Annotated in this window: 17 protein-coding genes and 1 riboswitch; of the genes, 11 read left to right on the forward strand and 6 right to left on the reverse strand. The window is 39.8% G+C overall.

Annotated elements, in window-relative coordinates; translation table 11 throughout:
• Positions 1–52: 52 nt before the first annotated feature.
• The 5 genes from deoD (at position 53) to rpsJ (ending at position 4,421) form a co-directional block, all read left to right on the forward strand.
• The gene (deoD, locus tag SanaruYs_RS11805; RefSeq protein ID WP_127122763.1) at positions 53–766 is read left to right on the forward strand and encodes a purine-nucleoside phosphorylase; all 714 of its coding nucleotides are present in this window, start codon (positions 53–55) and stop codon (positions 764–766) included.
• 282 nt (positions 767–1,048) lie between these two features.
• Entirely contained in the window at positions 1,049–1,465 is a 417-nt protein-coding gene (rpsL, locus tag SanaruYs_RS11810; RefSeq protein WP_127122764.1) for a 30S ribosomal protein S12, read from the forward strand.
• A 12-nt stretch (positions 1,466–1,477) separates the two neighbouring features.
• Positions 1,478–1,945, forward strand: coding sequence for a 30S ribosomal protein S7 (rpsG, locus tag SanaruYs_RS11815; RefSeq protein WP_127122765.1), 468 nt, complete (start codon positions 1,478–1,480; stop codon positions 1,943–1,945).
• 18 nt (positions 1,946–1,963) lie between these two features.
• Positions 1,964–4,078 (forward strand): elongation factor G, encoded by a 2,115-nt coding sequence (gene fusA / locus SanaruYs_RS11820; RefSeq protein WP_127122766.1) that lies wholly within the window; start codon positions 1,964–1,966, stop codon positions 4,076–4,078.
• Positions 4,079–4,115: 37 nt separating this feature from the next.
• The gene (rpsJ, locus tag SanaruYs_RS11825) at positions 4,116–4,421 is read left to right on the forward strand and encodes a 30S ribosomal protein S10 (RefSeq protein ID WP_127122767.1); all 306 of its coding nucleotides are present in this window, start codon (positions 4,116–4,118) and stop codon (positions 4,419–4,421) included.
• Positions 4,422–4,658: 237 nt separating this feature from the next.
• Here rpsJ and SanaruYs_RS11830 read toward each other — a convergent pair whose 3' ends face one another.
• Positions 4,659–5,294 (reverse strand): hypothetical protein, encoded by a 636-nt coding sequence (locus tag SanaruYs_RS11830; protein ID WP_127122768.1) that lies wholly within the window; start codon positions 5,292–5,294, stop codon positions 4,659–4,661.
• Positions 5,295–5,390: 96 nt separating this feature from the next.
• Here SanaruYs_RS11830 and SanaruYs_RS11835 point away from each other — a divergent pair, with 96 nt between their 5' ends.
• Positions 5,391–6,533: a tetratricopeptide repeat protein gene (locus tag SanaruYs_RS11835; protein WP_246011903.1), complete on the forward strand. Its 1,143-nt coding sequence runs from the start codon at positions 5,391–5,393 to the stop codon at positions 6,531–6,533.
• On the opposite strand, the gene rlmB is transcribed toward SanaruYs_RS11835, so the two are convergent.
• Together rlmB and SanaruYs_RS11845 are read right to left on the reverse strand one after the other, a co-directional pair.
• Positions 6,534–7,268, reverse strand: a complete 735-nt coding sequence (gene rlmB / locus SanaruYs_RS11840; RefSeq protein ID WP_127122769.1) for a 23S rRNA (guanosine(2251)-2'-O)-methyltransferase RlmB — start codon at positions 7,266–7,268, stop codon at positions 6,534–6,536. It abuts the gene before it with no gap.
• A gap of 47 nt (positions 7,269–7,315) precedes the next feature.
• The gene (locus SanaruYs_RS11845) at positions 7,316–8,479 is read right to left on the reverse strand and encodes a GWxTD domain-containing protein (protein ID WP_127122770.1); all 1,164 of its coding nucleotides are present in this window, start codon (positions 8,477–8,479) and stop codon (positions 7,316–7,318) included.
• 79 nt (positions 8,480–8,558) lie between these two features.
• On the opposite strand from SanaruYs_RS11845, the gene SanaruYs_RS11850 reads away from it, so the two are divergent.
• Positions 8,559–9,335: a class I SAM-dependent methyltransferase gene (locus tag SanaruYs_RS11850; RefSeq protein WP_127122771.1), complete on the forward strand. Its 777-nt coding sequence runs from the start codon at positions 8,559–8,561 to the stop codon at positions 9,333–9,335.
• Between the two features lie 54 nt (positions 9,336–9,389).
• Here SanaruYs_RS11850 and SanaruYs_RS11855 read toward each other — a convergent pair whose 3' ends face one another.
• Both SanaruYs_RS11855 and SanaruYs_RS11860 read right to left on the reverse strand, forming a co-directional pair.
• Positions 9,390–12,344: a glycosyltransferase family 117 protein gene (locus SanaruYs_RS11855; RefSeq protein ID WP_127122772.1), complete on the reverse strand. Its 2,955-nt coding sequence runs from the start codon at positions 12,342–12,344 to the stop codon at positions 9,390–9,392.
• A 136-nt stretch (positions 12,345–12,480) separates the two neighbouring features.
• Positions 12,481–13,611 (reverse strand): ABC transporter substrate-binding protein, encoded by a 1,131-nt coding sequence (locus SanaruYs_RS11860; RefSeq protein WP_127122773.1) that lies wholly within the window; start codon positions 13,609–13,611, stop codon positions 12,481–12,483.
• A gap of 77 nt (positions 13,612–13,688) precedes the next feature.
• A riboswitch (cobalamin riboswitch) is annotated at positions 13,689–13,913 on the forward strand.
• 87 nt (positions 13,914–14,000) lie between these two features.
• Between SanaruYs_RS11860 and SanaruYs_RS11865 the strand changes: the two genes are divergently transcribed.
• From SanaruYs_RS11865 to SanaruYs_RS20105, 3 genes are all read left to right on the forward strand, one after another.
• Positions 14,001–15,893 (forward strand): TonB-dependent receptor plug domain-containing protein, encoded by a 1,893-nt coding sequence (locus tag SanaruYs_RS11865; RefSeq protein WP_127122774.1) that lies wholly within the window; start codon positions 14,001–14,003, stop codon positions 15,891–15,893.
• Positions 15,890–16,930, forward strand: a complete 1,041-nt coding sequence (locus tag SanaruYs_RS11870; protein WP_127122775.1) for a YncE family protein — start codon at positions 15,890–15,892, stop codon at positions 16,928–16,930. Before SanaruYs_RS11865 ends, SanaruYs_RS11870 begins: the two co-directional genes overlap by 4 nt.
• A 151-nt stretch (positions 16,931–17,081) precedes the next feature.
• Positions 17,082–17,204: a C1orf53 family protein gene (locus SanaruYs_RS20105; protein WP_160118661.1), complete on the forward strand. Its 123-nt coding sequence runs from the start codon at positions 17,082–17,084 to the stop codon at positions 17,202–17,204.
• Here the strand turns inward: SanaruYs_RS20105 and meaB are convergent.
• Positions 17,191–18,177, reverse strand: coding sequence for a methylmalonyl Co-A mutase-associated GTPase MeaB (gene meaB, locus SanaruYs_RS11875; protein WP_127122776.1), 987 nt, complete (start codon positions 18,175–18,177; stop codon positions 17,191–17,193). The genes SanaruYs_RS20105 and meaB overlap by 14 nt on opposite strands.
• A 54-nt stretch (positions 18,178–18,231) precedes the next feature.
• Here meaB and SanaruYs_RS11880 point away from each other — a divergent pair, with 54 nt between their 5' ends.
• Positions 18,232–19,596 (forward strand): CHASE2 domain-containing protein, encoded by a 1,365-nt coding sequence (locus tag SanaruYs_RS11880; RefSeq protein ID WP_127122777.1) that lies wholly within the window; start codon positions 18,232–18,234, stop codon positions 19,594–19,596.
• Positions 19,597–19,604 lie beyond the last annotated feature (8 nt).

The raw sequence follows: 19,604 nt of genomic DNA on the forward strand, positions 1-19,604 counted from the left end.
GTAATGGTAATGTTGTGACATAATCTTTAATCAGAAAAAGATTTGAGCGCCTATGAGTTTACATCTGGAAGCAAAACTTGGAGAAATTGCAGAGACTGTACTGATTACCGGAGACCCATTACGTGCCAGACATTTCGCTAAGCATTTGCAAAACGCTTTTTGTTATAATCATATACGGGGTATGGAGGGCTATACCGGCCTCTATAAAGGAAAAAGAATTTCAATTCAAGGAACAGGAATGGGTATTCCTAGCACCGCGCTGTATTTGCATGAGTTAATTTGTGATTATAATATTAAGTGTGTGATCCGTGTGGGTACTGCTGGTGCTCTACAGCCTACATTAAAGCTCGGACAAATTGTTCTTGCGCATCAGGCCATGACTGATTCAGGAGTAGTTCAACATTACCATAAAACAACAGGAGATTATCCCGAAGCAAACCAAGACTTATTACAACAGGCCAGGGTTTGTTCAAAGGAATCAGGCATTGTGCTACATGAAGGCACTATTTTCAGTACCGACCTTTTCTATGCAGAAGAGTCCAACCGCTACCAAACTATGGTATCTAAGGGGGTGCTGGCCATTGAAATGGAAACAAGTATGGTATATGCTATGGCCAAATATTTTTCAGTAAAGGCACTGTCCCTTTTAACAATAAGCGACCACATTTTGTCTGGCGAAGCCCTTGCAGCTGAAGAAAGGGAATTGAAGACTACAGAGATGTTGACCCTGGCGCTAGAGGTAGCATTAAGGAATGAGCATAAATAAAGAAGACACCTATCGAAAAACAGAATAAAACCTTTGCCTTTTTAGCTCTAAAAAGTAAGAATGATGCTCATCGGGAATATTCCACCTCAATTTTAACCACTACTTTTGAAGAAATTAGTAGTCAAAGGCTTAGGTAAGGGAGATAAATCTTAAAAAAATTAATTTTATCGTCTGTTTTTCAATGATTTAACTGAAATTTCTCAATCCCCTGTTTGCGTCTTAAAAGGTTCTTGGTACCTTTGCAGTCCTATTTTTGAACAGGTCTATAAAAACAAAGGATAAATGCCTACCATTCAGCAACTTGTGAGAAAAGGACGGACAAAGCTGACTTTCAAGTCAAAGTCACCCGCCCTTGATTCAAACCCTCAACGCAGAGGGGTATGTACACGTGTGTACACAACAACGCCTAAGAAGCCAAATTCTGCGATGCGTAAAGTAGCTCGTGTGCGCCTAACCAACCAAAAGGAGGTTAACGCTTACATCATGGGTGAAGGACACAACCTGCAAGAGCACTCAATTGTGCTAGTGCGCGGTGGTCGTGTAAAAGATCTACCAGGTGTTCGTTACCATATCGTTCGCGGTGCTTTAGATACTGCGGGTGTTAATGGTCGTAAACAGAGCCGTTCTAAATATGGTGCAAAACGTCCTAAGCCAGGTGCAGCTGCTCCAGCGGCAAAAGGTGCGGCAAAGAAAAAATAATCTTAGCGAGTCATGAGAAAATCAAAACCAAAGAAAAGATATCTTCTTCCTGATCCTAAATTTCAGGATACACTTGTAACTAAGTTTGTTAACTACCTAATGTACGATGGTAAGAAGAGTATTTCGTACAACACTTTCTACGATGCACTTGAATTAGTAGAAAAAAAGACCAGCGAAAGTGGTCTTGAGGTATGGAAGCGTGCCATGGCAAATCTTACTCCATCTGTAGAGGTGAAGTCAAGACGTGTGGGTGGTGCTACATTCCAGGTGCCTGTAGAAATCAGACCTGAGCGTAAAATGAACCTTTGCATTAAGTGGTTGATCGACTATTCTAGATTGCGTGGTGAAAAAACCATGACCGATAAGTTGGCTGCTGAAATAGTAGCTGCTTCTAAAGGTGAAGGTGCTGCGATCAAGAAAAAAGATGATACGCACCGCATGGCAGAAGCTAACAAGGCGTTTTCACATTTCAGATTCTAATAAGAGAGGCAGAAGTTCATGTCAAGAGATCTTAAATACACAAGAAATATTGGTATTGCCGCTCACATCGATGCGGGTAAAACAACTACCACAGAGCGTATTCTTTACTATGCTGGTGTAAACCACAAAATTGGTGAAGTACACGATGGTGCAGCTACCATGGACTGGATGGCTCAGGAGCAGGAGCGTGGTATTACTATTACTTCTGCTGCTACTACCGTATTCTGGAAGTACAGAAATAACGATTATCACGTAAACATCATTGATACACCTGGTCACGTAGATTTTACTGTAGAGGTAAACCGTTCTTTGCGTGTATTGGATGGTCTTGTATTTTTGTTTAGTGCGGTTGATGGTGTTGAGCCTCAATCTGAAACAAACTGGCGCCTTGCTGATAACTACAAGGTTGCACGTATTGGTTTCGTAAACAAAATGGACCGTTCTGGTTCAGATTTCCTTGGTGTTGTAAAGCAAGTTAAAGAGAAATTAGGCAGCACTGCAGTTGCTCTTCAATTACCTATTGGTTCTGAAGAAAACTTTAAAGGTGTTGTTGATTTGGTAAACAACCGTGGTATCATCTGGAATGAAGAGGATAAGGGAATGACCTTCACTGAGATTCCTATTCCTGCTGACATGGTTGATGAAGCCAATGAATACAGAGAAAAATTACTGGAAGCAGTAGCTGACTATGATGAAACACTCATGGAGAAGTTCTTTAATGATCCTAGCTCTATTACAGAGGCTGAGATTTTAAAGGCGCTTCGTGCTGCAACTATCGATATGAAGATCGTTCCAATGGTGTGCGGTTCTTCTTTCAAAAATAAGGGTGTACAAACTATGCTTGACTATGTGATGGAGTTACTTCCTTCACCGATGGATAAGGATACAATTGTTGGTACAAATCCTGACACAGATGCTGAAGTGCCCGTTAAGCCTGATACAAAAGGTCCATTCGTAGCACTTGCTTTCAAAATTGCAACCGATCCATTCGTAGGACGCTTGTGTTTCATTCGCGCCTACTCAGGTGTGCTGGAATCTGGCTCTTATGTATATAATACACGTTCTGAGCAAAAGGAACGTATTTCTCGTGTATTCCAAATGCATGCGAATAAGCAAAACCAAATTGAGCGCTTAGAAGCTGGAGATATTGGTGCTGTTGTTGGATTTAAAGATATTAAGACAGGAGATACACTTTGTGATGAAAAGAACAAGGTAGTTCTCGAGTCTATGAACTTCCCTGAGCCAGTAATTGGTTACGCTATCGAGCCTAAGAAGCAGGTAGATGCTGATAAGTTAGGTATGGCAATTGCGAAATTGGTAGAAGAAGATCCTACACTTCGTGTTAACACAGATCACGAAACAGGTCAAACTATCCTTCGCGGTATGGGTGAACTTCACCTTGAAATTATTATCGATCGTTTGAAGCGCGAGTTCAAAGTAGAGATCAACCAGGGTGCTCCTCAGGTTGCTTACAAAGAAGCGCTTACTACTACGGTTGAACATAAAGAAGTTTACAAGAAGCAGACTGGTGGACGTGGTAAATTTGCCGATATCGTATTCGAAATCGGTCCACGCGACATGCAGGAAGGTGATAAGCCAGGTCTTGAATTCGTAAATGATATTGTGGGTGGTGTTATCCCTCGCGAATTCATTCCTGCGATTCAAAAAGGCTTTGAACAAGCAATGGTAAACGGACCTTTAGCCGGATATCAGATCGACAACATGAAAGTGCGTTTGTTCCACGGATCATTCCACGATGTTGACTCGGATGCTTTGTCTTTCGAATTAGCTGCTCGTGGTGGTTTCAGAGAAGCTGGACGCAAAGCGGGTCCAATCTTGTTGGAGCCGATTATGGGTGTAGAAGTAGTAACACCTGACGAATACACAGGTTCTGTAACAGGTGACTTGAACAGAAGACGTGGCGTTATGAAGGGTATGGACAACCGTGGTAATGCACAGGTGTTGAAGGCTGACGTTCCGTTGAAGGAATTGTTCGGTTACATTACAGATTTACGTACCATCACATCAGGTCGTGCTTCTGCAACGTTAACATTCTCTCATTATGCTCAGGTTCCTAAGAACTTAGCTGATAAGGTAATTGAAGAAGTAAAAGGTGCCGCAATGGCGAAATAATAAATAGGATTTAGACGATTTCCTGAACAAGAACATTATGAACCAAAAAATTAGAATCAAACTAAAGTCTTACGATCATAACCTGGTTGATAAATCTTCTGAGAAGATTGTAAGAGCGGTAAAGGCAACAGGCGCTGTAGTAAGCGGTCCTATTCCACTTCCTACTGAGAAAGAAAAATTCACAGTATTGAAGTCGCCACACGTAAACAAGAAGGCACGTGAGCAGTTTCAATTGTGTACCTACAAGCGTTTAGTAGATATCTACTCTAATAGCGCTAAAACTGTAGATGCATTAATGAAGCTTGAATTGCCTAGCGGTGTTGATGTAGAAATTAAAGTGTAGTTTGAACGCACTTATTAAAAAAGCCCTTTCAGGAAACTGAAAGGGCTTTTTTGTTTTAACTACCGTGGTTTGTGTCCTCACAAACCACTTCTTCCCTCCATTTATGGTTTTCATTCCGTTAGACAGAGACCGAGGATTAGAGAAAGTTTGAATAAGCCTCCGCTATTTGTTAAGATGCTCTATTTTCTCATGGGCTAGTAGCTCGAAGCTCACAGCTAGTAACTTAATACTAGAGCCCTACTTATAAACGATCACATAAAAGACTAGCCACAAGAGGAAGATCAATATGTAACCACAAGCCACTATCCACCAAACAATCCTCTTTTCTTTTCGTGCAAAATAATGAACCCCATTTGCCAGGGCAAACCAATATACAATTTCGAAAACGTTAAGCGCTCGCAGCGGATAAGCCCAGCGTTTGTCCATACTGGTGTAATCGAAAAAATGGATGAGCGATAATGGGTAAAACCCTCTTATGGAGAAATAGTCAGGGTCAGTATCGACAAACATAAACCAGCCTATTTTTATCAGTTCGGGAATAAGGAAAACAAACTCAGCAGCCATTACTATACCCCAACATTGGGAATAAGTAATACGGTAACCGAACATAAAACAGCCCACCCATAAAACAAAACCAATTACAGTGAACTTCCATAAGTAGATCAGGGGAATAGAAAGGTATTGTAATCCACTAATAATTTGTAAAACCGTACCTTCCGGACGATCTTGAAGGAACTCAAAGGCTGCAGTTTCGTTTTCTATAAAGGCTTTCTTGATGTAAAGTAACAAGAGCGTAAGGGCGCAAAGCAAGAGAAACAAAACCCGCTTATCGGCTGCGTAAAAAGGGTTTTCGCTTGTTGAAGTTGAATTCATATCTTTTCAGCAGAATGTAACATGAAAAATGGCGTTATAAACAAAGCATTCCTGGTCTTAACTACTTGTTGTTGCCTATGGGTCGCAATAAATAAGGTGCAGGCACAAGAACTAGTAAAAAAAGATACAACAATTATTCTTTTGTCGGATTTAACTGTGCAATTGTATTGTGCGCAGGCCCTGGATGACCTCTATAACTTCAAGTTTGATCAGGCTGAAAAGCGTTTTCTATGGCTTAAGCAAAAGTATAAATGGCATCCTTTGCCCTATTTTTTAATGGGCCTGATTGAGTGGTGGAAAATAATGCCAGACCTGACTAACAAATCGTATGATGAAAGTTTTCTGGCATATATGGATACAACAATTTTGATTTCGGAAAACTTGTTTAAAAAGCACCCAGCCTATAAAGTAGAATCCATGTTTTTTTTAGCTGCGGCATATGGATTTAAAGGACGATTGTACTCGGAAGAAGAGAGAAAAAATTGGACTAAAGCTGCCGCTGCCGGTAAGCAAGCCTTAAATTATCTCGAAATGAGTAAGGGGTACCATTCTCTTAGTCCCGAATTACTTTTTGGTGATGCACTCTATAATTACTTTTCTGTATGGGTGCCCGAGAACTACTCATCGCTCAAACCGATTATGTGGTTTTTCCCTAAAGGAGATAAGGCACTAGGACTTAAACAGCTGCGCGAAGTTTCTTACAATGCGTTTTATACCAGAACAGAAGCAATGGTTTGGTTAATGCGGATTCAAAATAGCTATGAGAATAATAAACAAGAGGCGTTGCACTTAAGTGACTACTTGAATAAAACGTACCCTGATAATCCATTTTTTCATCGCTATAATGCAAGAGCCTTGTACAGCGCAGGACGCTTTATACAAGCTGAGCCGGTGTGTAAAAATATTCTGGAACGTATTGATAGTGGCATGTTGGGTTATGAAGCTACCAGTGGGCGTTACGCCTCCTTCTTTTTAGGACAGATTTATGAAGCGCGGAATAATCTGACTGAAGCAAAGAAATACTATCTGCTCTCTAAAATGTTTTCGGAGAAAGTAGGTGCAACCGAGTCTGGCTATTATCTCTATTCATTAATCAGTCTTGGAGAAATAGCTGAAAGGGAAGGAAAGAAAACAGAAGCGCGTTACTATTTTAAAGAGGTTAAGAAAAAATCCGGTAGAAAGGATGAGGCATTTAAAGATGCAAAAAAACGACTGCGGAAATTAGAGAAGGAGGAGTGATTAGTTTCTTTGTCTCACAACTTCATACATGGCTACACCGGCTGCCACTGAAACGTTAAGCGAGCCAATTTCTCCCTTCAAAGGAATTGCGGCCAAGTCATCGGCATCGCGCAACAATGCATCAGAAATACCATCTTCTTCAGAGCCCATAATGATAGCAATGGGGCCGGTAAGTGCCAGCTGATAAAAAGTATTAGCAGCCTTCTCAGTACAAGCAATGAGTTTTATACCATTCTCTCTTAGAAACTTGAGTGTATGTTTCAAGTCTTTCTCACGGCAAATAGGCATGTGATTTAAAGCACCTGCTGATGTTTTTACCGCATCACTGGTAATAGGTGCACTTCCTTTTTCGGCAATAACGATAGCATCAACACCCGCGCATTCTGCCGTTCTTACAATAGCACCAAAATTGCGAACATCCGTAACACGATCTAATAATAGTAAAAAAGGATCACGACCTTCTTCGTAGGCTTTATGAATAATATTATCGAGTGAAGCGAAACTTACAGCAGAAAGTATGCTGATAACACCTTGATGGTTTTTTGTTGATAGACGCTTAAGCTTATCGGCATGTGTTGACAATATTGGCACATTGTGCTGCTTGGCGAGTGCCATTAATTCCTTGATCAGGTCGTTAGAGAGACCCGTTTGAATCATTATCTTTTCAACTTCACGACCAGCACGGATAGCTTCAATAACTGCCCGGGTTCCGTAAATCATATCTTTTTTATCCATGCTGGTTTTTTTAAATATTAATTAGCCTTATAAATGAAAACTCAGGATTAAAAACGTGCACTTCTAATAAGATCGACTACCTGTAGCCAGGTATCCAGATAACTTTTTTTCCGAACCAATACAAAGTTGTCAGGATCGAAAACTGAAGAGGACTGTACAAAAGTAAAACTTATTTTTGGAGCAATGGCATTATTATACTCCCACACCTCACGGTCATAAAATTTATAAACAGCATTTGGCAATCCAAACGTAATGTAAATCATACCCCGGTCTGTTTTCCACCCCTCTTTGTAAGAACTGAAATATCGATTGGCTAACTCTACTCGCTTATAATAGTTTCTCATAAATACTTTAGCACGTTCGGTGTTGCCAGTTATGCCAATAATAATCCGATCAAAAGCCTTTTTATCTCCTATACTATTTTTAAGTCTGTCGTATTCATTTTTTGTTGTGATGTAGGTTAGCGGCCCAACCAGATTTTCAAGCTTTCGGAATTTCGGGTAATCATCACTAGCCATAATTGATATGCCAAGCTTAGAAAGTGAATCAGCTTGGATAAGGTATAATCCGTTGGCAAATGGGGTAAAAGAATTACCCCTTAAAACAATTGTTGAATCAATTTGCAAAACAGCACTTACCGACATTTGCTCTTCGGCAAATGGGGGTATGGCCGCAGGAAAGTTTTCATCGTAGAAGTAAATTAGCGACTTGTCTACATTGGAGGGGCGAGTAATTGATACAAGCTCTCCGGTAGGCGTAACCTTGTCTAGAATAACCTTTGCGCTGCTCGTTAAAAAACCATCTTGGTGTTTTGTAAGATCCAGCGGCTTAAAATAGAACCAGGCAATCTTTAGGTTAGTATTAATGACTTTAGCAGCTATGATATTGCTGGATTTGGGCAGCCGAAATACACCATTAATATGATATACATCTGTGACATATTGGTGAACTGGATAGATTGCCTGTGCTTCTTTAGCGCTCACCGAACTATAGGTTTCCCAAGTGATCAGGTAGTTATTGATGGTATCTGTAGTATCAATTAGATTCAGTTGATAAACAATGCTCACGCTATCTTCTGAGCTGTTAATTACATCCAAAGAAAAGCTAAAACCCATTTCTGGGTCGTATAGATAATTGTAGTTGATGTTTTGAAGGGGTTGTGCCTGCATATAGTAGCCGCACAAGAGCAGAAATAGCAGTACTCGCATCATATAGCAAATTAAGGTCAAATCAGTTAAATATGATCAGTGCTTCGATTAATTTTGCACACTTTAACTAAATAAAAGGGCAATGGCTAAGATTTTCACTACAGAAATTACCTCTGATAATCTCTTATCCGATAACCCTATACATCAACGCTTATTTAAGGCTTATGTTGCCGCCCAACCCTTTGTGAATGGCGATGTACTGGAGGTAGGGTGCGGTGAAGGCCGGGGGATAGACCTGATGTTGCCTCAATCTGCCTCATTCACGGCAGTGGATAAAATTGAAAGTGCTTTAGGTAAACTTCGGGTAAAGTATCCATCGGGTAAATTCCTGGCAATGAACATTCCACCGTTGGGAGAGCTGAAAGACAACGCCTATGATGTGTTAATCACTTTTCAGGTGATTGAACATATTGAAGATGATGAGCTTTTCTTAAAAGAATTGCATCGGGTTTTAAAACCTGGGGGAGTAGCACTGGTCACAACACCCAACAGAAAAATGTCACTGACCAGAAACCCCTGGCATGTGCGTGAATATTTGGCAGATGAACTAAAAATGCTTGCTAAAAAATATTTCACTAACGTGGAAATGAAAGGTATTACCGGAAATGAAAAGGTGATGACTTATTATCAGGAAAACAAAAAATCGGTTGAGCGTATTACGCGCTTAGATGTTTTAAATCTGCAACACCGTTTACCCGCTTCACTATTAAGAATTCCGTATGAATTAATGAATCGCTGGAACAGAAATAGACTTCAACATCAGGATCAGGGGCTGGTGAAGGATATACACCACAGTGATTATATTGAAACAGACAAAGCTGATGAAGCGTTGGATTTATTTATGATTTGTCGCAAATAAAAATTCCAGATTCAAATCGAACTTTTGAATCTGGAATTTATCACTATTAATATCTTAGAAATTTGATCGGTCGCTGTCGCGAATGTTAAGTACAGTGTTTAAACGCTCAAGTGACTCTTCAACTTTTTTGCCTAACTCTGCTTCGTTATATTTATAGAGTACACGTTGTAGTTCGTTTAGTACAGCATAGCTGATCTGAAACTCTCTCGAGAAATCCTGTTCACCAGCTAGGTGCATAGTCATGGCTTCAGCTTTAGGCCACATGATATTTACAACCTCCAGGGCTTTCTCTTTTTCGCCAACTTCAAACAGTACATCAACCAAACGTGCATTTACATGATCATACTGAATGGTTTTGTCTGGCATTTTTTCGAAGCAGAACATAACTGCTTCACGTGCCTGTTCAGTTTTACCTTCAAGTAACAGACCATCTATAAGTGATGCGAAAGAACTTCTGTGGTTGAGTACAAAGTTTCTATAATCCTGATTGTAGTAAGCACGTGTATCATCAAGTCCGCGGTAGCGGAATTTCTTGAGCATGTTTTCCATGCTAGCCTCAGTGTTTACTAACTCTATTCGAGGATTAGGATTGAAGATTGGCAGAATTCTGTAAGCATTTCCTTCCTGAATAACATAACGACTTAAATCAACATTAAATTGATCAAGGGAAGTCATGTTTACATAAATAGGACGCTCCCAATTGCTGGTTGCTAAAAAGTCTAACATAGCCAGATCTTTCTTTTCCAGTCCACCGCCTTTGAGTTTAAATCTCATTTCAGGCACAATCAAGCTATCAAAACCTTCCGGTACAATACCAAGCGATCTTACGTGTGCTACATCTACCTTCAGCACTATTTCTTTGGTAGGCACTACGTTGGCTGTTGGGTATAAACGTAATCCTTTGTAATCTTTTTTCAACAGACCCAAAAACTGATGAAGGTCCATTTCTTTAATACCCAGATCCTGATAAGGGAGATAGTCGTTCGGGCCACCTTGTCTATAGTTATCAAGCGTTAGCGTGTATGGTAGCGGTTCAGATTCGTAAGTCTGGCGCATAGATTGCCCGACATACCAATCTGTGTTATAGTAGCTCAATACAATTACACGCATATCTGTTCTAACACCTTCAACCTCCTGATTATACCACAGAGGGAAAGTATCGTTATCGCCACCAGTATAGAGTACAGCGTTGGGTTCACAAGACTGTAAATAGTTGTAAGCAGAGTCAACTGAGAAATAGCGGTGATTCCTGTTGTGATCATCCCAGTTTTGAGCCAGCATAATTGTAGGTGCACTTAAACAGAGGAATGTGGCCACTATTGTCGCCACAGTTAGGTTCTTAAATAGTTTTTCAAATGTTTTGGCAATGGCAATAACAGCGAAACCAATCCAGAAACAAAAAGCATAATACGAACCCGCATAAATGTAATCGCGTTCGCGTGGTTCGCTTGGAGGACCGTTCAGATAGATAACCAACGCAACCCCTAGCAGTATAAACAGCAAGCCAACTACAGCAAGATTTTTTTGGTCGTGAATAAATTGGTAGAACATACCGATCAATCCTAAGATGAAAGGAATCATGAACAGGTTATTGCGACCCTTATTTTCTTTTAGTGCTTGCGGCAATTCTTCGAACCAATCTGTTGGTCTTAACCAATCTGCACCTTGTATGTCGCTTTCACGTCCTGCAAAATTCCACATGAAATAACGCATGTACATCCAACTGATCTGATGGTTAAACATGAAACGCAGGTTATCACCAAACGTTGGTTTTTGATTTTCTCGTAAACCTAGAATCTGTTCGTATTCTTTTTTTGCATCGCTTACCCAAATACGTGGAAGTATGGTTGTACGATTCGGATCATATTTGTAAGAGATTTTACGATCTACAAGTTCATAACGGTCTTTGCCTTTTTTATAAACGGGCTCTCCTTCTACAACTTCAATAGGTTGTGCATCGTAGTACTGACCTTTTAATAAAGGTCTGCTACCATATTGTTCGCGTTTCAAGTAACTAACAAAACCAATCGGGTCTGAAGGATCATTTTGATTGATTGGAGGGTTGTAGTTTGAACGGATAACAACCATGGTATAGCAGCTGTAGCCAATCAGAATAAATGCAAAAGAAAGTAAGAAGGTGTTAAGTATAGGCATTACTTTCTTTTGTGAATAGTAGATACCGTAAATCAGACTTCCAAATAGCGCAACAATAAAAAAGATAATGCCCGAATTGAAAGGCAAGCGTAATGAGTTTACAAAGAAGATCTCAAGGCTACCTGCAAAAGAAGGAAGGCCCGGGATAACTATGGAATTGATAAAGAAAATAATAACTAAGCTGACAGCCAGCGTTGACGCAATACCCCAAAATGTAGGCTTGTATTTTTTAAAGTAGTAAATCAGTGAAAGCGCAGGTATGGTTACCAAGTTCAATAAGTGGACACCGATGGAAAGCCCCATCATGTAAAAAATCAAAATGAGCCAACGATTTGCTTTCGACTCATCTTCAATAACATCCCACTTAAGCATGGCCCAAACCACCAGAGCTGTGAAGAACGATGACATTGCGTACACTTCAGCTTCTACCGCTGAAAACCAAAAAGTATCGGAGAAAGTATAAGCAAGAGAGCCGACCAAACCAGCCCCCATCAACAACCATGTGTTTGAGTCTGTTAACTCATCATTGTTATTAAGTTTTAAAAGTTTTTTACCGAAAAGAACAATCGACCAGAACAAGAATATGATAGTAAAGGCACTAGCCAATACGCTTGAGAAGTTAATCCAATAAGCAACTTTGGTTACATCGCCCATGGCCAGAAACGAGAACAGTCGGCCAATCAATAGAAACAAGGGTGCTCCCGGAGGGTGAGGCACTTCTAATTTGTACGATACGGCTATGAATTCGCCACAATCCCAATAACTGGCGGTGCGCTCCATAGTTAGCCAATAGGTAGCGAGTGCTACAGCAAATACTAGCCAACCGGTAATGTTGTTGATTTTCTGAAACTTCATGATAGATTTTTACAAAATAAACGTGCTAAAATAGGTAAAATTCTTTGTTAGGTAGAGTATTCTTTGGCTAATAAAGTAGCGCTTAAAAGATCTACTCCTTGTTAAAATATTGGATTAACTTTTATTAACGAACAGTCTAATTCAGCTGTTTATGAAAATACAATGATGGTTCGGTAAAAAGATGGGGGTGGGCAATCATTACAAGATCCTGCAAAATGATATCAGGTCTTAGGTAGCCTAGCTCCAGAAATTCACTTCCGCCAGTAGCTCCGATGCGGGCATTGTAGGTGTAAACCTTTCCGCTTTGGTAAGCATTAAATTTAGTGTAGCGGTTATCGCTGGTGCCAATTTCTCCTAATGATTTAAAAGAGCCCACGCCAATCCAATATTCTGCCATATTGGCTTTATCATAAACGAGTTCAAAAGGTAATTGTAAGTAACCCGCGGTAGAATCATCACTCCATAAATAATTGAAGCCTGCATCTCGCAAAAGCTTGGCAGCATAATTTTGACCAGCAGGCATAAACCATGCATCGCCATATACGATGCCGCTCATAACTGTTGGTTTAGGGTTGGTTAGTGAATCTACTTTATGTTTTATTTGTAAGTAATTTTGCTCAATAGCAAAGAATACCGAGTCGGCCATTATTTTTTTATCAAAGAAAAGCGCCATGTATTTAATCCACTCAGCTCTTCCCAGTGGATGTTCTTCAAGGTATTCGGCATTGATGACTACTGGTGTTCCTAAATCTTCTATACTTTTAAATTGTCCGTAATCACCAGTCATGGTATAAGCCATCACCACATCAGGAGATAGTGCAGCAAGCTTTTCGATATTAAGTCCTTTATCAACACCCAGATCAATAACATAACCACTGTCAATTCTCATCCGCATTTTTTCAGAACTGATATAATCGGTTGTAGGAAAACCAACTAATGCAGCACTTTCATTTAAGTAATCTAATAAAGGAATGTGTGTGGTGGATGTACAGACAATACTTTTAATAGGTGTCCTGATAATTTTAATATGGCTGTCGTGAGCTGGTATTTCAGTCGCAGCATCAATTAGCCAATAGGTTAAAACCTCTTCTGATCCCTGATAAGGTTTCATAACCTCAACCTGAGTAATGTTTTCTTTGTAAGAAACCCGAAAACCTTTTGCATACTTAGTATAAGTTGAATCAATAAGAAAATTATTGCTGTGGTTTTTCTTGCTGCCGCAGGAAGCGACTATTAAAGCAAAAACAAAAAGACTATATAAACGCATGTGCAATATTAAAGCTTGTTAAGCTTAGAACCTTAATAAGTATTTGACTTCTTTTTGTTTTGAATTGCAGCTTTCTATATTTGCAACCGATTCGCGGTTCTTCATCCTGTTACAGGCTCTGAAGATTAAAAGGGAATTTCGTGTAAAACGAAAGCTGTCCCCGCAACTGTAAGCCAATATCAGACATTGTTTAGTCTGGTAAATGCTACTGACAACCAAGCCACTGTGTTGATGGCAACATTAACATGGGAAGGCGTTAGTAGTAGGCGAGCCAGGAGACCTGCCGTAATCATTAAAAAATTTTTTGACTTTCGGGTGAAAGGTCAGGGTTGTTCGAAGGCTATGCTTTCAGACTTTTCTGGTTATCCACCTGTCGCAACTAAACGATTATGGTTTTGCGATTGGGTATGCTTTTTACGCTTGTACTTTGTGCTGCGCATTTGTTGGCACAAAGCGATACAACTGTGCTCGCGCCTGTAGAAATTTACGGAATCCGTATAACAACGTATGCGGTTGGTGCTAAAGTAAATACTTTGTCGCAAGGCAATACTGTGCAGACATTAGCTGCCAGCTTGGCTGCTGAGTCATCGCTATACTTTAAAAATTATGGTAGCGAACAATTAAGCACGATCAGTTTCAGAGGCACCACAGCTTCGCAGACAGCAGTGCTTTGGAACGGCATCAATGTTAACGCACCTACTTTGGGGCAAACTGATTTTTCTATTGTGCCCATGTTTTTATTTGATGAGGTACTGATACAATATGGAGCGGGTAGTGCTTTAGTTGGTACAGATGCTATTGGAGGAAGTGTATCCTTAAAAAATGAAAATGTAATTTTCTCGAGAGGCTTTAACGCATTATTCCACCAACAGGTGGGTAGCTTTGGTCGTATTGCAAGCGGGATTAAATTTAATGGGGGTAATCACAAATGGAATTTTTCTACCAGCCTTTATGGTTTTAAAATCAAAAACGATTTTCCTTATAACTCTCCTGCTGTTGGTTATATAAGAAGGCAAGAAAATGCAGCTGTAAAAAATGAAGGTGTTCGTCAACAGATTGCTTATAAAATAAGTGAAACACAACAAGTTTTGCTTGAAGGAATTTACGCTCATAACTTTCGCCATAACCAACCTACAGTCACCAATTTTGGTGCTAATGAAACCCTGGATAACAAACAAGTGAGGCTTGCTTTGCATTATGATCTTGCTTCAGATCTTGGTGTAATGCGAGCAACAGTAGCTCACATTCGTGATGAGCAGGAATACACAGATGATGCAAACAGTTTAGTCAGCACCAATCAATGGTCAGCTTTGATTAATGTAGACAAGCAGCTATCAAGACAAATAAACATTCGTTGGGGCGGAAGTGCTAATCGATATGAAGCTTTTGGAGATAACTATCCTTCTGATCTTGTTGAAAGTCGTTATGATGTATATTCTTCTATTCGATACAGTATTAATTCGTTTTGGTTATTAAGCATCAATTTACGTCAGGCCTTCTATGATGTACGTTATGCTCCCTTTGCGCCTTCACTCGGAACAGAGCTTAAATTATTTGAAACAAAGTTAAATAAGCTGACTTGGCGGGGGCAAGCCGCAAGGGCTTTTCGTATCCCCACACTTAACGATAGGTATTGGTTACCTGTTGGCAATCAAAACTTGAAGGCAGAAGATGCCTGGCAAATTGAAACTGGTATTAATTGGAAAAAGCAAACTAAGTATACTAAAGTAGATGTTGAGCTTAGTTATTACAAAACCCAAACGACTAATATGATCGTATGGCTGCCCAATGAAAATAGCAACTGGGCTCCGATCAATCTTCAGGAAGTAAATATTAATGGTCTGGAAAGTAATCTGACAGCAAACACACAACAGGGCAAAGGCCAATTGAACGCAAAACTCTCGTACAGTTTTACAAAATCGATCAATGAAAGAGGCATAGATGGATCAAGCATTGGTAAGCAGCTTCCCTATGTGCCTATTCATTCAGGTAGATTAATGCTAAGTGCGAGCCATTCCGGATGGACAATTATGCTGCGTAATAACTACACCAGTATGCGCTTCATCTCACTGGAGAATAGCGAAAGACAGGCTTTAGATGCCTACTTCCTCATGGATGCTGAACTTTTTAAAGAATGGCATTGGAATAAAGTTTTACTGACATCACGTGTGCAGGTGAATAATTTCTCCAATCTGTACTACGAAAATTTTGCAAAGCATGCGATGCCGGGTCGCAATTTTTCAATGAGTATCTCAATTCAAGTAAACAATCAATTAAAATGAAAAAAACACAACTGAATTTTTTTGTAATACTGCTGGCGGGCATTTTTTTATTAGCAAGCTGCGATGAAAGCGAGAATGGACCCAAAGGCGATTTTGATAATGGTGTGCTTGTTATTAATGAAGGGAATTTTATGGCGGGTGACGGATCCGTTTCCTTCTTTGATCCAAACACGAAAATAACCACTGAAGATATCTTTGGTCTTGTCAATGATGGTCTTGCTTTAGGCGATGTTGTTCAGTCCATGACTGTGGTGGGTGATGAAGCGTACATTGTTGTGAACAACGATAATAAAGTTGAAGTTGTAAACGTCAACACTTTTGAAGCACTCCATACCATAAACAATGTTAAACTGCCAAGGTATTTTGCTACAGCCAGTGGCAAGGGTTATTTAACAGAATGGGTAAGTTTTTCAGAATCGGGTCGCGTCTCAGTAGTAGATTTAACAACATATAGCGTAACCAAAACCATTACAACTGACTTTGGTGCTGAGCATGTTATTGCTGTAGGCAATAAAATTTTTGTATCCAATAATTTTACTAATACCATTTCGGTAATCAGCACCACAACTGATGCCGTTGTGAAGACAATAGAAGTAGGTTCATCACCAGGAGAATTTGTGCTTGATGCTCAAAACAAACTTTGGGTAGTTTGCGGAGGTGATTACCAGGAGAATAATAGTGCCTTGGTGCAGATAGATCCGTCTACAGAGGCAGTAGTGAAGACAATTGAACTTAATCGTAATGTTCCTTCAAAATTAGTTACAGACAAAACAAAAAATGCGCTCTACTATTATTCAGGAAAATCGGTGTATAAGTTGGCAACATCTGCCATCGTTGCACCTGCTGAACCATTATTTACAAGAGCCAGCGCGACAGGTTTTTACGGACTAGACATAGATCAAAACACCAATATCATTTATCTAGGTGATGCCAAAGGTTTTGCAAGTGATGGAGAAGTGTATCGTTATAATCTTGATGGTAGCTTTATCGACAGCTTCTCATCGGGCAGAGGGCCTAATGGATTTGTATTTAACTAAAGGACATTGAATAACTAAACAGGTATGCCGGTTCAGCTCCCCGAATGCTGATTCTCGTTGTGAATCGGAAGCTGCTGAATTTGGCATACCTTTGTTTTTGATTGTGAGTAAAAAGGATAATAGTAACAAACCGAATGAGTCTAAAACTGCCATGTTCTATTGGGAGAATGGACTTATGGTATTTACGGAAGCCTATCACTTAAAAAGAGGCTATTGCTGCAAGAATGGTTGCAGGCATTGCCCTTACAAAGAAGTTAAGACTAAATCTTCTTGAAATTTTTCAGCATGTCTTTAGCCGCTTGGTAAGCTGACATAGATCCTGACTCGACTTTTTTCTCGAGAGCATTTATTAGTTCACCAAGTGCTTGCGAGCTTTTTATCTCCTGTTGCAGCAAATGGTTGAAGCATTCATATAGCCAGGTTTTGTTCTGTTCTTTTCTATTTTGTAGAAAGAAGCCATTCAGTTTAGTGTGTGTTTCAAATTGTACAATTGCATTCCACACTTCAGCGATACCTTCATTTTCTAGTGCGGAACAAGTCATGACCTTGGCTGTCCAGCCGCTGGCTGGTGGCTGAAACAAATGCAATGCATGTGTATAGTCTGCAACTGCCATAGCTGCTTTCTTTTTATTCTCTCCATCCGCCTTAGTAATTACCAATACATCAGCCATTTCCATAATACCTTTTTTGATGCCTTGCAGTTCGTCACCCGCGCCTGCTAACATCAGTAAAAGGAAAAAATCCACCATGTTTTTAACTGCAGTTTCTGACTGACCAGTACCAACTGTTTCAATAATAATAATATCAAAGCCTGCTGCTTCACAAAGCAAAGCAGCTTCACGTGTTTTGTGCGCAACACCTCCCAGCGTACTACCCGATGCACTTGGTCTGATGTAGGCATTTGGATTTTTTGAAAGAGACTCCATTCTTGTTTTGTCTCCCAAGATGCTGCCATGAGTAAGCTGACTGCTCGGATCTATGGTTAATACTGCCAGTTTTTTGTCGTTAGAAGTTAAATAATTGCCAAAGGCTTCAATAAAAGTACTCTTACCAACACCGGGCACTCCTGTAATGCCAATGCGTAGTGCTTTGCCAGTGTGTGGTAATATTGCTTCTAAAAGGGCAGCTGCCATTTCTTCATCTTCCGGCAAAACGCTTTCAACCAAAGTAATAGCCTTACTCAGTGTAACCCTGTTGCCTGCTAAAATACCACTGGTTAATTCCTTAAGAGTTAAACGCTTTTTCAAAGGTTAGTATGCTAGTTTCATTCAAATCTTTAAATTTACTAAAACCCTGGCTCTATGATAAAAGAAAAAAAGGTAAGAAACTTTTGGCTCGAAGTCGTCCTCTGCTCAACATTTGTTTTTACTGTGCTTTATGGTATAGCAAACATACTTCAACTTGGCATTTTAGATGTGTTTGACCCAATTGGGCAAGCTCTTGGTGATACAGAGTTAACTGACATTACCTTTTCAAAACTCAGGGAAGATCCTGAGATTGATACAAACATATTAATTATCAATACAGGCTTGCTTTCAAGTGAAGAGGTTGGAGAGCAGATCCGGAACATAAGCAGGTTTAAGCCTAAGGTAATTGCGATTGATGTTTTCTACAATTGTCCTGTAGGTTTTACTGATTCTATTAACTGCCCTATTGCTTACGACACGCTACGCGAGCGTCCTTTGGGGGAAGCCATTGCCAACGCAGGTAACGTGGTGATGGTAACTAAACTTTTGCAATCAGATTCGCTTTACAATAAGTACGGTGGTGATATTAATATTTTTGATTCACTCGAACATACGATGGACATACTCCGGCCTGGTGCTTATGAGGGTTACGCTAATCTGGAAACAGATGCAGAACATCAGGAAGATTTAAAATCTTGCAGAAGATTTAACCCAAGTGTAATGGTAAACGGTAAGGAGGAGTTAGCCTTTTCAGTACGTACTGCTATGATTTTTGACTCTGTAAAAACAAAAAGATTTTTGGAAAGAAATAATCCTGTGGAGGTTATTAATTACCGTGGTAACATCATCGATATGCATGGTGCCTCAGAATATGCAGGTCGATATTTTACATTAGACTGGTATCAGGCATTAGATACCAATCAATTTGTTTCCGGACTTATCAAAGACAAAATTGTACTAATGGGCTTTTTGGGTGAAAACTTTGATGACACCTCATGGGATGATAAATTCTTCACTCCGCTTAACAAGAAATTTGCGGGTAAATCCAGACCCGATATGTACGGTTTGGTAGTTCACGCCAATATTATCTCAATGATTCTTAATGAAGATTATATTACCGAAGCACCAGATTGGATTGAATATGCAGTGGCCTTTATTCTATGTATGCTTAACGTTGCTGTATTCTTTTACATCACTGAAAAAATTCCGCTTTGGTTTGATGGACTCAGTATAATCATGCAGTTGATTCAAATTATTATTTTGTCATTGCTGATGGTATATTTTTTCCATTGGTTCCATATTAAAGTCAATTTAACAGCTACTTTGGGTGCTTTGGCGGTAGTTGGCACAGGATTTGAGCTCTATAATTCGCTTGTAAAACAAATTTGGACACTATATTTGGGAAAATATTTAGACCGCTATTTAAACTTATTGGGTTCCCTTAGCAGGGAAATCAGTATAAAACGACACAAAGACTAACAAACAAC

Source organism: Chryseotalea sanaruensis (assembly GCF_003990915.1).
Taxonomy (GTDB): Bacteria; Bacteroidota; Bacteroidia; order Cytophagales; family Cyclobacteriaceae; genus Chryseotalea; species Chryseotalea sanaruensis.

Excerpts from the sequence above, each read along its gene's own strand:
- deoD (WP_127122763.1), top strand. The coding sequence starts at position 53 with ATGAGTTTACATCTGGAAGCAAAACTTGGAGAAATTGCAGAGACTGTA.
- rpsL (WP_127122764.1), top strand. The coding sequence starts at position 1,049 with ATGCCTACCATTCAGCAACTTGTGAGAAAAGGACGGACAAAGCTGACT.
- rpsG (WP_127122765.1), top strand. The coding sequence starts at position 1,478 with ATGAGAAAATCAAAACCAAAGAAAAGATATCTTCTTCCTGATCCTAAA.
- fusA (WP_127122766.1), top strand. The coding sequence starts at position 1,964 with ATGTCAAGAGATCTTAAATACACAAGAAATATTGGTATTGCCGCTCAC.
- rpsJ (WP_127122767.1), top strand. The coding sequence starts at position 4,116 with ATGAACCAAAAAATTAGAATCAAACTAAAGTCTTACGATCATAACCTG.
- SanaruYs_RS11830 (WP_127122768.1), bottom strand. The coding sequence starts at position 5,294 with ATGAATTCAACTTCAACAAGCGAAAACCCTTTTTACGCAGCCGATAAG.
- rlmB (WP_127122769.1), bottom strand. The coding sequence starts at position 7,268 with ATGGATAAAAAAGATATGATTTACGGAACCCGGGCAGTTATTGAAGCT.
- SanaruYs_RS11845 (WP_127122770.1), bottom strand. The coding sequence starts at position 8,479 with ATGATGCGAGTACTGCTATTTCTGCTCTTGTGCGGCTACTATATGCAG.
- SanaruYs_RS11850 (WP_127122771.1), top strand. The coding sequence starts at position 8,559 with ATGGCTAAGATTTTCACTACAGAAATTACCTCTGATAATCTCTTATCC.
- SanaruYs_RS11855 (WP_127122772.1), bottom strand. The coding sequence starts at position 12,344 with ATGAAGTTTCAGAAAATCAACAACATTACCGGTTGGCTAGTATTTGCT.
- SanaruYs_RS11860 (WP_127122773.1), bottom strand. The coding sequence starts at position 13,611 with ATGCGTTTATATAGTCTTTTTGTTTTTGCTTTAATAGTCGCTTCCTGC.
- SanaruYs_RS11865 (WP_127122774.1), top strand. The coding sequence starts at position 14,001 with ATGGTTTTGCGATTGGGTATGCTTTTTACGCTTGTACTTTGTGCTGCG.
- SanaruYs_RS11870 (WP_127122775.1), top strand. The coding sequence starts at position 15,890 with ATGAAAAAAACACAACTGAATTTTTTTGTAATACTGCTGGCGGGCATT.
- SanaruYs_RS20105 (WP_160118661.1), top strand. The coding sequence starts at position 17,082 with ATGTTCTATTGGGAGAATGGACTTATGGTATTTACGGAAGCCTATCAC.
- SanaruYs_RS11880 (WP_127122777.1), top strand. The coding sequence starts at position 18,232 with ATGATAAAAGAAAAAAAGGTAAGAAACTTTTGGCTCGAAGTCGTCCTC.